General features: G+C 64.6%; 11 protein-coding genes. 6 read left to right on the forward strand and 5 right to left on the reverse strand.

Going from position 1 to position 12,438, the window contains the following annotated elements:
- Nucleotides 1-73: 73 nt before the first annotated feature.
- Nucleotides 74-1,231, forward strand: a complete 1,158-nt coding sequence (locus tag FJ423_RS23655) for a LuxR C-terminal-related transcriptional regulator (RefSeq protein ID WP_140845449.1) — start codon at nucleotides 74-76, stop codon at nucleotides 1,229-1,231.
- 251 nt (nucleotides 1,232-1,482) lie between these two features.
- Complete coding sequence (locus FJ423_RS23660; protein WP_140845450.1) at nucleotides 1,483-2,172, forward strand: outer membrane protein; 690 nt, start codon at nucleotides 1,483-1,485, stop codon at nucleotides 2,170-2,172.
- A 163-nt stretch (nucleotides 2,173-2,335) separates the two neighbouring features.
- Here the strand turns inward: FJ423_RS23660 and FJ423_RS23665 are convergent, their stop codons facing one another.
- The 3 genes from FJ423_RS23665 to FJ423_RS23675 are packed head-to-tail and all read right to left on the reverse strand — an operon-like array spanning nucleotide 2,336 to nucleotide 6,059.
- Nucleotides 2,336-4,630 carry a xanthine dehydrogenase family protein molybdopterin-binding subunit gene (locus FJ423_RS23665; protein WP_140845451.1) on the reverse strand — a complete coding sequence of 765 codons (2,295 nt, stop codon included), beginning with the start codon at nucleotides 4,628-4,630 and terminating at the stop codon, nucleotides 2,336-2,338.
- Nucleotides 4,627-5,610, reverse strand: a complete 984-nt coding sequence (locus tag FJ423_RS23670; protein WP_140845452.1) for a xanthine dehydrogenase family protein subunit M — start codon at nucleotides 5,608-5,610, stop codon at nucleotides 4,627-4,629. Before FJ423_RS23670 ends, FJ423_RS23665 begins: the two co-directional genes overlap by 4 nt.
- Nucleotides 5,607-6,059, reverse strand: a complete 453-nt coding sequence (locus FJ423_RS23675) for a (2Fe-2S)-binding protein (RefSeq protein ID WP_318011996.1) — start codon at nucleotides 6,057-6,059, stop codon at nucleotides 5,607-5,609. Before FJ423_RS23675 ends, FJ423_RS23670 begins: the two co-directional genes overlap by 4 nt.
- A 582-nt stretch (nucleotides 6,060-6,641) precedes the next feature.
- Between FJ423_RS23675 and FJ423_RS23685 the strand changes: the two genes are divergently transcribed.
- Both FJ423_RS23685 and FJ423_RS23690 read left to right on the forward strand, forming a co-directional pair.
- Nucleotides 6,642-7,238, forward strand: coding sequence for a TetR/AcrR family transcriptional regulator (locus tag FJ423_RS23685; RefSeq protein ID WP_140845469.1), 597 nt, complete (start codon nucleotides 6,642-6,644; stop codon nucleotides 7,236-7,238).
- Between the two features lie 148 nt (nucleotides 7,239-7,386).
- On the forward strand, nucleotides 7,387-8,217 hold the full coding sequence (locus tag FJ423_RS23690; RefSeq protein WP_140845454.1) for an aldo/keto reductase: 831 nt from the start codon (nucleotides 7,387-7,389) through the stop codon (nucleotides 8,215-8,217).
- Between the two features lie 87 nt (nucleotides 8,218-8,304).
- Here the strand turns inward: FJ423_RS23690 and FJ423_RS23695 are convergent, their stop codons facing one another.
- Together FJ423_RS23695 and FJ423_RS23700 are read right to left on the reverse strand one after the other, a co-directional pair.
- On the reverse strand, nucleotides 8,305-9,900 hold the full coding sequence (locus tag FJ423_RS23695; RefSeq protein ID WP_246680252.1) for an alpha/beta fold hydrolase: 1,596 nt from the start codon (nucleotides 9,898-9,900) through the stop codon (nucleotides 8,305-8,307).
- 549 nt (nucleotides 9,901-10,449) lie between these two features.
- On the reverse strand, nucleotides 10,450-10,749 hold the full coding sequence (locus FJ423_RS23700; protein WP_140845456.1) for a hypothetical protein: 300 nt from the start codon (nucleotides 10,747-10,749) through the stop codon (nucleotides 10,450-10,452).
- A gap of 144 nt (nucleotides 10,750-10,893) precedes the next feature.
- Between FJ423_RS23700 and FJ423_RS23705 the strand changes: the two genes are divergently transcribed.
- Together FJ423_RS23705 and FJ423_RS23710 are read left to right on the forward strand one after the other, a co-directional pair.
- Entirely contained in the window at nucleotides 10,894-11,793 is a 900-nt protein-coding gene (locus tag FJ423_RS23705) for a VOC family protein (RefSeq protein WP_140845457.1), read from the forward strand.
- A gap of 22 nt (nucleotides 11,794-11,815) precedes the next feature.
- Nucleotides 11,816-12,415: a sulfotransferase family protein gene (locus FJ423_RS23710; RefSeq protein ID WP_140845458.1), complete on the forward strand. Its 600-nt coding sequence runs from the start codon at nucleotides 11,816-11,818 to the stop codon at nucleotides 12,413-12,415.
- The last annotated feature ends 23 nt before the right edge of the window (nucleotides 12,416-12,438 follow it).

A 12,438-nucleotide genomic window follows, 5' to 3' on the forward strand; every position in this document is an offset into this window, starting at 1 on the left:
TCAAAGTGCTGGTTTCATTTTTGCCCGCCATCCATCCTGTGAGGGGCGGGGCATGCCTGGATTAGGAGAAACGGTGGAAAGGCTTAGCAGCGAAGTCCTTTATTCGATTATCGGTGAAATTTATGATTGCGTTTTGAATCCGGAAGGCTGGACCGGAGTGATGACCCGTGTCACCGAAGCTGTCGACGCTGCCTATACCACTGTCGCGCTGGCCAGCACTGCTGACAATCAGGGCCGTTTCGCGGCTCAATCAGCTTGGGATCCGGTGCAAATGCGCGCGCTCCAGGAAGATTATGACTTTGACGAAATTCCTGGATTGAAAGCCGCGGTCGTTGGCGACATCGATACGCCTGTTGCGACGCTGTCGCATATGAGCGAGGCCGAGCTCCAGCAAACGCCGTTCTTCCAGAATTGGGCCGGACCGCAGGGATTGCGCGAGGCTTGCATCACCAAATTCGTTCACACGCCGGACCGGATTGGTCTCATGGGCTGCACCACGCGTGCCAACAGGGGTATCATAACCGTTGAAGAGCAGCGGTTCCTGGCATTGCTCTCGCCGCATCTGCGTCGCGCTTCCCTGATTGGAGATCTGCTCGATCAGACCCGCATTACCGCCAATTTCTATCGCGAAGCGCTCGACCATCTCGCCGTGCCTATCGTTTTTGCCGGCGCCGACGGAGCAATCCTGCATGCGAATGGGGCTGCCGACCGGATGTTTTCCGGGCAGGGTCCCATTCTTTCCAGGAAGGGCCTGCTCCAACCGCAGAATCCGGCGGTCGCCCGCGCTTTGGCGGAAGCATTAGCCAGCGCCGCCGGCGCAGATGCTTCGCTTGGCTCTCGCGGCATAGGGCTGCCCGTTTCAGCGCCGGGTCAACCGCCCGCCGTAGCCTATGTGTTGCCGCTGACCGAAGGAACCGCGCGCGCGGCTTTCCGGCCCGCCTGTGCTGCCGTCTTCGTATCGACCACGACGTCCTCTTCTCCGCTGCCGGAGGCCGTTCTCACGACGCTGTTCGATCTTACTCCCGCGGAGGCCCGGGTCCTCCTGCGGATCGGCAGCGGATTGCCCGCGTCCAGGAGCGCCTCGTTGCTCGGCATCAGTGAAAACACGTTGAAGACCCATCTCAACCGGATATTCGCCAAGACCGGCACGAGGCGCCAAGCCGATCTCGTCAAACTGATTTCGGACATAGGCATGCCTTTCGTAACTGATCAGGCTGCCGCCCGCCGCTGAGCTGACCGCGCCGAATTCCTCGTCGGCGCCGGGCGGTGCCAGGTAGACTCACACCCAATCGCTGCGTCCAGACCGGCAATCGACTGAGGCTGTATGGCCACACCGACCGGGAAAGCGTTGCGGCGCTCTCCAGGACAATTCAGGTGCGGTCCAGCCCAAGACGCCGCTGGCGAACAATGCAAAACCTCGACGACACCCGGATCGCCGCCGAGCATTTCGCGGCTGGGGAAGCAACATTGGGGTAGCAAACAGTGAAAACGGTTCTTCTCGCCACAGTCTTCATTCTGGCGCCTGTCGGCATCGCATCGGCGGCGGACATCAATGAAACCTTGCCCGTTGCCGCCGACTACGACTGGTCCGGCCTCTATGCTGGCGCTCACTTCGGCTACGTCGCCGGAAAGTCCAATCTCTTCATCGCCGACGCTGGCCCTGGGGGTGCCGACGTTAACGCGCCCCTCGACCCGGATGGGTTCATTGGCGGCATCCATATCGGCTTCGATCAGGAAATGGCGAACCGCTTCGTGCTCGGCGCCGAGGCGGACATTGCTTACAGCAATGTGGATGGGGTGGGGACCTTCACCGGTGCCGGTGCGTTGCTCAAGACCGAACTCAAGTGGTCGGGTTCGGCGCGGCTGCGGGCCGGCTACGCTTTCGATCGGACCTTGCCTTACATCACCGCGGGTGTGGCCGCGGCCAAGTATGAAATGACTGTGATCGCCACCAGCGGTTCAATACCGATCCACGACGAAACCCATCTTGGCTGGACGGTTGGAGCCGGCGTCGAGCACGCTTTCACCGACAGGTGGATCGCGCGCGTCGAATATCGCTACTCCGATTTCGGCAAAAAGGACGTTTCGGTGCCGCTGTTCGGTCCTGGCACGGTTGCGAACATCGATCTCAAGACGCACGATCTGCGGGTCGGCCTCAGCTACAAGTTCTGATCTGACAGACCGAACAAACCCCCGGCCTCGCGCCGGGGTTTTGTTCGTGCCGTAAAGGCATTCACGCCCGCCGGCGCGGGCCGAGACGATGACGACGCGCGCTCGGCCCGTCGGCGCGACACGTGCCGCCGGCCAGGGCGGGGGGCCGTCCCTGGCGTCGAGCTCAGATCAGCTTCTCCAGCGTGATCGGCAGATCCCGCACCCTTTTCCCCGTCGCGTGGAACACTGCGTTGGCAATCGCCGGCGCGATGCCGACGATTGCCAGTTCGCCCACGCCCTTGCCCCCAAGGGCGGAGGAGTGCGGGTCGGGGATGCCGACCGAGATGGTCTGGATGTCTGGGATATCGGCATTGGTCGGCAGCATGTAGTCGGCGAAATTGCCGTTGACGATGCGGCCGTGGCGACGATCGACGATGCCTTCCTCGAGCAGCGCCTGGCCGATGCCCATGATGATGCCGCCCTTCCACTGGCTTTCCGCCAGCTTCGGGTTGTAGAGCCGGCCCGAATCCAGCGCCGACACCACGCGCGACACGCGCACCGTGCCGAAATCCTCGTCGACGCGCACCTCGACGAAATGCGCGCACCAGGAATGGCGCGAATAGTCGCCCTCGGTGTGCGGGATCGACATGGCTATAGTGGTGTAGTTCTTGTAGCGCTCTTCCGGCGTCGTGCTGGCCGGCAGCGTGTCGCCCTTGGCTTCGATTTGGTCGCGGCCGATCGCCATCATGAAGTCGGCGATCGACAGGTCCGGCCCTTCGCCGCGCGGCGAGGCGATGCGGCCATCCCTCACTTGCAGCGTGTTCGCCTGCAGCTTCTGGAACGGCGAGCACGGGTCGGAAAGCGCGAGCCCGATCAGCTCGTCCAGCGCCTGGCCTGCCGCCTTGTGGACGGCGCCGGTCATGACGCCGGCAAGTCGCGAGCCGCCGGTGACGCCGGCGCGGGCGAAATGCGAGTCGCCGAGCTTCACCGACACCCGCTCCACCGGCACGCCTAGCGTCTCGGCGGCGGTCTGCGCCAGGATCGTGTAAGTGCCTTGGCCCATGTCGATAGACGAGCTTTCGACTTCGACCGAACCGTCGGAAAGCAGCTTCACCACCGCCTCGCCATGCGCGCGTCGCACCGGATAGGTGCCCGCCGCGACACCCCAGCCGATGAGCTGGCGGCCGTCGCGCATCGAGCGCGGCGCGTTGCTGCGCTTCGCCCAGCCGAACGCTTCCGCGCCGGCGGCAAAGGCCTCGCGCAACTGGCGTGTCGACCACGCCTTCTTCGCATGCGGGTCCTGCTCGGCATAATTGATCAGCCGCATCTCCAGCGGATCGATACCGAGCTCATAGGCAAGCTCGTCGATGGCGCTTTCGATGCCGAAGGCGCTCGGGTTCTCGCCCGGCGCGCGTTTTGCGCCCGGCACCACCGTATTGACCCGCACGACATTCTGCTTCGAGGAGAAGTGGGGCGTGGCATACATGATCGAGGTGACCGACCCGAGCGGCTCAACCCACATGCCGTCGACCGCTGTCTCGTTGACGCCGCGATGCACGATCGACTGGATTTTGCCATCCCTGTCGGCGCCGATCGCAATGGTCTGACGCGTCGCCGCGCGACCGCCATAGGACGTAAAATTCTGCGGGCGGGTGAGCACCAGCTTCACCGGCCGGTCGAGCATCCTGGCGGCAGCCGCCGCCACCGCGCTGTGCGCCAGCGCCAGCGCCTTGGAGCCGAAGCCGCCGCCGATATAGGGCGAGACCAGCCGCACATTCTCGAACGGCAGGCCGAACCACTCGGCATAGGTGCGCGCCATGCCGTCGAGCCATTGGCTGGGCTCCCGGATGGTCAGCTCGTCGCCCTCCCAGCGCGCGATCAGCCCATGCGGCTCCATCGCCGCCTGGAATTCGCGCGGCGTGTTGTAGGCCGCGCAGATGCGCACAGGCGCTTCGGCGAAAGCGGCTTCAGCGTCGCCCCATTCCTTGGTCATGGCGTCGATCGGGATACCGTCGCCCGCCTTGCCGTCGCTCAGGTCGACGATGGCCGGCGTCTCGTCATACCACACCTTGACCAGCGCCGCGGCGGCGACCGCCTGCTCGAATGTCTCGGCCACCACCGCCGCGACATGCTGGCCGGAAAAGGTGACCTCGCGCACGAGCGGCGCGTAGGTCGGCTGCGAGGGCGGGTTGCCGAGCCAGTCCGATGCGCCCCTCAATTCCATGATGGTGTCGGGCGTCAGCACAGCGAGCACGCCGGGCGCGGTCTCGGCCGCGCGGGCGTCGATCGCCGTCACCTTGCCGGCGGCAATCGTTGCGCCGACCAGCACCGCATGCGTCAGCCCTTCGAGCTGCTGCTCGAAGGCATATTTCGCCGCGCCCGTGATCTTGGCCGGGCCGTCGACGCGCGACAGCCGCCCGCCGACCGCTTCGAGGCGCGCGCTGTCGGATGCGGCGTGTTTCATGTCATGAACGGTCATGCCGTCTCTCCCAATTTGAGAATGGCGCGCGCGATCACGCGCGGCGCCAGCGCAATCTTGTAGTGGTTGGCGCCATGGTCGACGGCGCCCTCCATGGCGAGCTCGCTCGCCTTGCGGATCGTGGCTTCGTCGAGCGGCTTGCCTTTCAGCGCCTCTTCGACGGCGCGCGCCCGCCACGGTTTCGTGGCGACGCCGCCAAGCGCGACGCGGATGTCGCGGATGGTGCGGCCGTCGCCTTCTAGCTCCAGTCCGACCGCCGCGCTTGCCGCAGCGAACTCATAGGACTGGCGGTCGCGCACCTTGATGTAGGTCGAGCGTCTGGCCGCGGCCGAGCCTGGGATCTCTACTGCGGTGATCACTTCGCCGGGGCGGATGTCGTGCTCCTGCTCGGCGGTGGCGCCCGGCGCAAGGAAGAAGTCCTCGACCTTGAGCTTGCGCCCGCCGAGATCGACTTCGGCGTCGAAGGCGATGAGTGCCACGGCGAGATCGCCCGGATAGGTGGCGATGCAGGCCTCGCTGACGCCGAGCACCGCATGGCCGCGCGTCGCGCCGCCGATCGCCGAGCAGCCGCTGCCGGGCGCGCGCTTGTTGCAGGCCGGGAAGTTTTGCGGATCGCGGAAATAGGGGCAGCGCGTGCGCTGCATCAGGTTGCCGCCGATGGTCGCCATATTGCGCAACTGCGCCGAGGCCGCCTGCCACAGGGCTTCCGATACGGCCGGGAAGCAGCTCTTCACGGAAGTATGGTCGGCGACATGGCTCATCCTGGCCAGCGCGCCGATCACGGCGCGGTCGGCGGTGACATCGATGGCGTTGAGCCCTTCGATGTGGCTGATGTCGATGACGGTTGAGGGTTCGGCGACGCCGCATTTGGCGAGGTCGATGAGCGTGGTGCCGCCTGCAAGCAGCATGGCGCCCGGAAGAGCGGCGGCGTTGCGCGCGGCCTCGACGCTGTCGGCGCGTAGATAGGAAAAATCTCTCACGAGCGCAGCTCCTGTGCGGCTTGGCGGACGGCGGCGACGATGTGCGGATAGGCGCCGCAGCGGCACAGATTGCCGGCCATGTATTCACGGATCTCATCGTCGGAACCGGCATGGCCCTCGCGGATGCAGGCCACCGCCGACATGATCTGTCCCGGCGTGCAATAACCGCACTGGAAGGCATCCTGTTCGAGGAAGGCGGCCTGCACGGCATGCAACGTGCCGTCCTCGCCGGCAAGGCCCTCGATGGTGGTGATCGAGCGCCCTTCGACTTGGGCCGCGAGCGTCAGGCAGGCCAGCACGCGCTCGCCGTCGACGTGCACGGTGCAGGCGCCGCACTGGCCCTGGTCGCAGCCTTTCTTGGTGCCGGTGAGGTGGAGCCGTTCGCGCAGCGCATCGAGGAGCGTCACGCGCGGTTCGATTTCCAGCGCGTGGGCTTGGCCATTGATGATGAGGTGGAGTGAAAGCGTGGTGGGACTAAGGGTTGAACCGTTGGCGGCAAGACCGTTCCTGAAATGGCCGTCTTCGGGAGGATCGATGATGGTCTGGCTGGTCATGGGGCGTCGGGCTCCGATTGCTGGACGCTAGGGATGGAAATGGGACTTGGCAGGGGAGGGGCAAGGGCAACGTTTGAGGAAGGCGCCGTCGGCGGGGAGACTAATCTCCCCCCTTGCGGGGGAGATGCCCGGCAGGGCAGAGGGGGGTGTGACGGAACGAGGCGTTTGCCGTTTCTGCGATCCGCTAGATAGCGCCAGGAAGGAAGCGCCTGTCACTTGCCGAGACGTTGGCGGGACAGTACCCCCCTCTGTCCTGCCGGACCCCGCAAGGGGGGAGATCAGCAGCCTCATCGCCGCGCTCCACCAACCAGGGTGCGCTTCCCGTCCTTCTCTACGTGACATACCGCTTCCCCTGGTTATATGATAAAAGCACTCCACTAAAACGGAGGTGCCTCCGTTTATTTACGTGGGGTCTGGCCGGTCATGGTTCAACCCCTCATATTGCGTTCGGTGGAGAAAAAAGTGCCTGACCAGGAAATGACCGCTGAAGCGAAGCGCGACGCGCATGCGCCAAAGCCGCTGCGCGCCGATGCGCAACGCAACCGCGACAGGCTGGTCCAGGTGGCGGCGCAGGCTTTCGCCACCGATGGCGTCGACGCCTCGCTGGAAGAGATCGCCAAGCGGGCAGGGGTCGGCATCGGCACGCTTTATCGCCATTTCCCAACCCGCGAGCATCTGGTCGAGGTCGTCTATCGCCGCGAGGTGGAAGGACTTTGCCACGCCGCCGAGGAACTCGCCCGGGAGCACACTGCCGATGTCGCGCTGGAGCTCTGGATGCAGCGCTTCGTCGACTATATCGCCACCAAGCGCGGCCTCGCCACCAGCCTGCGCCTGTTGCTCACCACCAACTCGACGCTGTTCTCCGACACGTCCGGCCGCGTCTCTGGCGCCATGCGAAGCCTGATCGAGGCCGCCGCCGCCTCGGGAAAAATCCGCGCCGATGTCGACGCCTCCGATGTGATGCATGCGCTGGGCGGCATCTACTCGGCGCCGAACACGCCAGACTGGCGCGAGCGGTCGGGGCGGCTGGTGAAGCTCTTGATGGATGGGCTGCGGTTCGGGGCGAGGGGCTGAGGCGCGGGAACTGCTAATCTCCCGCCTCGTGGGGGAGATGTCCGGCAGGACAGAGGGATTGCTGTCTCGCCAACCTTTCCCTGACTGGCATTCCCCGACCCGTGGCCTACATAGTCGGCACCACCCTCCCTTCCAAAAGGAACCTCCCATGCCCGAACAGCTCAAATTGAACGACGGCGCCACCATCCCGCAGATCGGGCTGGGCGTCTGGCAGGTCGATCCGGAGATCACGGCCAAGGTTGTGCGCTGGGGCATCGAGGCCGGCTACCGGCTGATCGACACCGCCGAGGGTTATCGCAACGAGGAAGGCGTCGGCGAGGCGATCCGTGCTGCCGGCGTCCCGCGCGCCGAGCTGTTCATTACCTCCAAGCTGCGCAACGGCGCGCATCAGCGTGACGCGGCGCTGCGCGCCTTCGACGATACGATGCAGAAGCTCGGCATTGACCAGATCGACCTGTTTCTCATCCACTGGCCGGTGCCCAGCCAGAACAAATATGTCGAGGCCTGGAAGACGCTGGTCGAACTGCGGAAGGCCGGCCGTATCAAGTCTGTCGGCGTCTCGAACTTCAACCAGGACCATCTGGAGCGCATCATCGGCGAGACCGGCGTGACGCCGGTCGTCAACCAGATCGAATTGCATCCGCGCTTCCAGCAGCGTGACAAGCGCGATTTTCACGCCAGGCACAACATCCGCATCGAGAGCTGGAGCCCGCTGGGCAGCGGCCGGCTGCTGGCCGATCCGACGCTGGAGAAGATCGCGAAGAAGCACGGCAAGTCGGTGGCGCAGGTCATCATCCGCTGGCACCTGCAGGAGGGGCTGGTCGTCATTCCGAAGTCGATCCACCGGGAGCGCATCGCCGGCAATTTCGACATCTTCGGCTTCGAGCTGGACGCGGACGACATGCAGACCGTTCACGGTCTGGATTCGGCCGACGGCCGGACGGGACCCGATCCGGCCACGGCGGCGTTCTTGTTCTGAGGGCTGCGCCCCTTTTGGCGCGGCGTCGGAACCGCCAACCTTCCCACGGATGGGAAATGAGCAGTTCTGCCGACGACATGCCGCCGCTCATCCGGTGAGCGCAGAGACGGTCTTTGGGCATGTCGATCCGGTGACGAAGCTTCGTATCTCGTCAACCAGACTGTCGCAATCTTCACCCCAGATCACGTGGTCTCTGCCGGCCAGCTCGACGTATCTGGCGCCTTGGATGTGGGTTGCCAAGTATCGCCCTTCCTCTGGGCGCACCCAGCGATCGCCCGTCCTCTGCACGATCAGCGTCGGCACGCGGATCGCCGGCAGGATGTCGCGAACGTCGACTTCGGTACCCCAGCGCCAGAGCGCGATTGCATCGGCGGGCGAGGCCGAATTCCTGAGATAGGCGGCGAACCATTCGCGTTCGACCATGTTTTCGGTCAGGCTCGGCGCTGCGTTGCTCATGTCGGCTGGCTTGCCCCATTGTCTCTCGACGGCCGCTACGTCGTCGTCCACCTGCGCCACAGTTCTGGCCCAGGGATACTCTTTTGACCAAGTGCCCTTGGCATAGGTTCCGTTAAGCACCAGCGCGGACGTACGTTCGGGATAGGTGGCGGCGAAAAGCATGCACATCGGACCGCCCTCCGAGCTGCCGAACAGCACCGCTCGGGTGGAGCCGACTGCGTCCAGCACCGCACGCACATCCTCCATACGCTCTTCCAGCGTCGGCAGGCCGACATTGCGGTCGGATAGACCGGTGCCGCGTTTGTCGAATCGGATCAGGCGTGAAAAGGTGCCGAGCCGCTTGAGCACATGCGCGAAGCGCGGCGAGCCCCAGGCAAGGTCGAGATTGGAGACCCAGCCGGGCACGTATATGAGGTCAATCGGCCCTTCGCCGGTCACCTGATAGGCGATGTTGATTCCTGCCGATTTGACGTAGTGGGTGGTCGATGGCATCGGCTCGCCGCCGGAAAGGCTCCCACCGGCATTTGCCCCCGAACCGGCCGCCGGCTCGGCGGCCGCAACCGGACGTGTCGAGTGAGGCGATGAACTCATCCGGCGTGTCCGCAGAGCCTCGTACAGTTGGCGCGTTTCCAATTCTGGCTGCAGCCCAAGATCTCTCTCCAGCGCCTCACGGCAGAGCTCATACTGTTTAAGAGCAAGGTTGATGCGGCCCTGCGCGGCATAGGCCCTCATCAATGCCCGGTGGATATCTTCGCGCAGAGGCTCCATTGCGAGCAGTCGCGCAGCCGTCCGCGCACAGGATGAAAGGTCGTTCGACGCGCTGTAATGCGCCACCAGTCTGTCCAGCGCTGCAACCGCAATCGTTCTCAGCCGCTCGCGTTCAATTCGAAGCCAGTCTTCGAACGGCTCCTCTTTCACGCCAAGACCGTCGAGCAGGTCGCCGCGGTAGACGGCGAGTGCCTGCTCGAGGTGTTCCGGCGACGATTCTGTCGCAAGCGTCTCGAACCGGGCGACATCGAAGTCGATCTCGTCGAGATACAGGCCGACACTGGCGCCGTCCGTCAGAAACCGTCCGCTGCCGCACTTATGCATGGCCTTTCGGATGGCCGAAACGGCTTGCCTGAGGCTCATCCGGGCCTGGGTTTCGCCATTCAGGCTCCAGAGCAGGGCGGCCAGCTTCTCGCGCGATTGTGCCTGTCCGGCTTGCAGCGCGAGATAGGCCATCATCGCCCGTGCCTTGCGGCTCAAGGTTGGAGCAGCCGCGCCAGTACCGGCGAGATCAAATCCGCCCAGAAGATAAAGATGAGGCCCTTTCATTGAGTTCGGCCCCGGCCACGATTATGGCAATTCTTTCGCTTCGCCCCTGGTAATTCAACCGCTATCTGTCCCAAGCGGTCTTTTTCACGTTTCGATCACGCTGCCATCTCCAGCTTTATCACGGTCGCGCCAGAGAGTTGGCCGAACCTGAAACGTGGGAGAACCTCAATGCTGCCATTCAGCCCGACCGACTGGCCCTTCCGGCAAGATGACGGTTTCTACCGGCTCCAAGGCCTACCCGCAATCTTTCGTCACGACATCGCCCAGGCGCGGTACTTGGAGCAGCAGTTAGCGCAACGGTTGCCCGGCGCTCCCAGGATAAGTCTACCAATGCTCGTGAGCAGGCTTTTTGCCGTGGCAGCGTCGGCCCGTGCAGCGCTCTCTCGCCGGCATGCCGGGCGAGGACCCGCCTCCTTGCGGCTTTGAAAGCCGGCCTTCCGAGCCACGGCGGGCTTGACCTTAAATTCCCTCCCCGTCCACCAGCGGCACGTCATCTCCCTCCCACGGGCTGGGCATTGTCCCGCGTCCTGCGGTCGGCAGCGGCATCCAGCATCTGAGTTCCGGTTCTGCATATTCGACGATGCGGCCGGGCGAGGAGTCCGACGCCCGCCAGCCTTCCTCGCCGAACTGGTCGGCGCGCGACCAGTAGGCCATGTCGACCTCGGCCGGCCCCTGCTCGGAGGAACGCACCGTCACCAGGATGCGGCTGCCGTCCTGCGGCGCGCTCGCCATATTGCGCCACTGTTCGGTCTCGTCCATGCGATCTCCTCCTGCTGAACCAATCCAGAAAACCGGCCGTCGCAATAGTCGCCGCCCGCCGGGAAGGGGTCAACCCGAACTTGGAGCGCGACAGGCAATTCATTCGAAGCTAATATGTCATTGGCCGCAATCGGACAGACTACGATGGATGATGGATTGCTGTCTCCGGTGACCCGTCTCGGGCCGGTCCATCTCAAGGTGACCGACGTGCCGGCGGCCCTGAATGTCTGGCGCGACGCGCTTGGGTTGGCGCTGCTTGGCGAGGACGCCACCATGGCGGAGCTTGGCGCCGGCGGCCGGACGCTGATAGTGCTCCATGCCGGCGCGGAGGCACCGCTGCCCCAGAAGGCGCGCGATCTCTTCCACGTCGCCCTCCATATCACCAGCCGCCGCGATCTCGCGCATACGGCCGCCCGCCTCAAGGCATCTGGCCTACGGTTCAGCGCCCAGGATCACCTGGTTTCGGAATCGCTCTATGTCTCCGACCCCTCCGGTAACGGCATCGAGATTTGCTTCGACACGCCGCAGCGCTTGCTGCGCCGCGAAGTGTCGCCCAATGGCCGCGTGACGCTGATTGCCACCGACGGCAGCGCGCATTCGGGACTCGAGCCGCTGGACGTATCGGGCCTGCTGCGCGACCTAGGCAACTCCGGCGATGTCGAGCCGAAGATGGCGCAGGATGCCTTTATCGGCCACATCCATTTGCGCGCCCGCGCGCCCGAGATGCTGATGAAATTCTATCTCGGGGTGCTCGGCTTCCGGCCGCATATCCAATCCCGGACCTTCGGCATGTTCGACTGCGGCACGGCGCGCCGCGCCCATATGGTGGCCTTCAACATCTGGGCGCGCGACGAGCTGCGCGAGCCGCCGCCGGGTGCAGCCGGCCTCGACCATCTCACCATCGAGCTTGGCTCCGCGCAGGAGCTCGCCGCCGTGGAGCGCAGGCTCGAAGCGGCCGACATACCGGTGAAAAGGGACGGTCGCATTATCTCGACCGCCGATCCGGAAGGCAACCGCCTGCGGCTCGTGGTCCAGGGAGATTGATCGCAACGAAGGAGGAGGGGAAATGTCGCTCAAGGTGATTGGAACCGGCTTCGGCCGGACCGGGACGGATTCGATGCGCGAGGCGCTGACCATGCTGGGTTTCGGCCCTTGCCATCATATGTCGGAGGTGATGGCGCATGAGGAGCAGAAGCTGCTCTGGCGGGCGCTGGCCAAGGGCGCCGCGCCCGACTGGGACAAGCTCTTTGCTGGTTATAAATCCTGCGTCGACTGGCCCTCGGCGCATTACTGGCGCGAGCTGATCGAAATCTATCCGCAGGCGCGCGTCATCCTGACCTGGCGCTCGCCTGAAAGCTGGTGGGAGAGTTTCGAAAAAACCATCCTGCCGGCGATCGTCGGCAGCACGGACCAGGAGTCGCTCGGCATCTCGCTCATTTCGAAACAGGCTTTTGACGGCCGCCCGCAGGATCGCGCCCACGCGATCGCGATCTATCGGGACAATGTCGAGGCGGTGCTGAATACCGTGCCGGCCGAACGTCTGCTGGTCCACAAGCTCGGCGACGGCTGGCCCCCGCTTTGCGCCCATCTAGGCGTTCCCGTGCCGGAAGAGCCTTATCCCGCCCGCAATTCGACCCAGGAGTTTCGGACGGCGCTGTCGCTGTAGGTGAGGGAGTAGGGGAGTAGGGG

It is taken from the genome of Mesorhizobium sp. B2-8-9 (assembly GCF_006439475.1).
Lineage (GTDB): Bacteria > Pseudomonadota > Alphaproteobacteria > Rhizobiales > Rhizobiaceae > Mesorhizobium.

Excerpts from the sequence above, each read along its gene's own strand:
- FJ423_RS23665 (WP_140845451.1), bottom strand. The coding sequence starts at position 4,630 with ATGACCGTTCATGACATGAAACACGCCGCATCCGACAGCGCGCGCCTC.
- FJ423_RS23690 (WP_140845454.1), top strand. The coding sequence starts at position 7,387 with ATGCCCGAACAGCTCAAATTGAACGACGGCGCCACCATCCCGCAGATC.
- FJ423_RS23695 (WP_246680252.1), bottom strand. The coding sequence starts at position 9,900 with ATGATGGCCTATCTCGCGCTGCAAGCCGGACAGGCACAATCGCGCGAG.
- FJ423_RS23685 (WP_140845469.1), top strand. The coding sequence starts at position 6,642 with ATGACCGCTGAAGCGAAGCGCGACGCGCATGCGCCAAAGCCGCTGCGC.
- FJ423_RS23700 (WP_140845456.1), bottom strand. The coding sequence starts at position 10,749 with ATGGACGAGACCGAACAGTGGCGCAATATGGCGAGCGCGCCGCAGGAC.
- FJ423_RS23710 (WP_140845458.1), top strand. The coding sequence starts at position 11,816 with ATGTCGCTCAAGGTGATTGGAACCGGCTTCGGCCGGACCGGGACGGAT.
- FJ423_RS23705 (WP_140845457.1), top strand. The coding sequence starts at position 10,894 with ATGGATGATGGATTGCTGTCTCCGGTGACCCGTCTCGGGCCGGTCCAT.